Source organism: Lysobacter sp. TAF61 (assembly GCF_052113485.1).
In the GTDB taxonomy this organism is placed as follows: domain Bacteria; phylum Pseudomonadota; class Gammaproteobacteria; order Xanthomonadales; family Xanthomonadaceae; genus Lysobacter_J.
Genome location: NZ_JBFRDH010000035.1, coordinates 1 through 653, shown reverse-complemented (window position 1 = coordinate 653; position 653 = coordinate 1). Strand labels below are relative to the sequence as shown.

General features: G+C 70.4%; 1 protein-coding gene. It reads right to left on the bottom strand.

Annotation, left to right across the window (positions count from 1 at the left end; translation table 11 throughout):
* Positions 1–101: 101 nt before the first annotated feature.
* Positions 102–653 (bottom strand): aquaporin (locus AB4Y64_RS17725; protein WP_441817765.1); only part of this gene is annotated, 552 nt, incomplete at its 5' end.

Here is a 653-nt window from a genome sequence, read left to right as displayed (position 1 = left end):
CTCGACGACCCGGGGCGCGTAGCCCGCTGCTTCGACCATGGCCACGACGTTGCGCGAGGTTCCGCAGGCGGGGTTGTGGAAGATGGTGATCGGAAAGTCGTTCATGACTCAGGCTCCGGTTTCAGCAGCCACCCGAACACCGCCGCCGCAAGCAGCGCGCCGACGATCTGGGCCAGGATGAACGCCGGCGCACCGACGGGCGCGATGCCGGCGAAGGTGTCGGTCATGGTCCGGGCCAGCGTCACGGCGGGATTGGCGAACGCGGTCGACGCGGTGAACCAGTAGGCGGCGGTGATGTAGAGGCCGACGGCCACCGGCGTGCTCCTGGGCTCGAACCGGGTGGTTCCCAGCACGGTCGCCAGCAGACCGAACGTCGCCACCAGTTCCGAAAGCGCCTGATCCAGGCCGACCCGCGCCTTGGTCGAGACCTGCAGCAGCGCCTCGCCGAACATGGCGTGCGCGATCCAGACGCCCAGCACGGCGCCCGCGACCTGCGCCACCGGATAGAGCGCCGCGTCCAGCCACGGCAGCCGGCGCTGTGACGCCGCCACTAGGGTCACGACCGGGTTGAAGTGCGCGCCGGAGATCGGGCCGAACACGCCGATCAGCACCACCAGGGCCGCGCCCGTGGCCAGGGTGTTGGCCAACAGGGC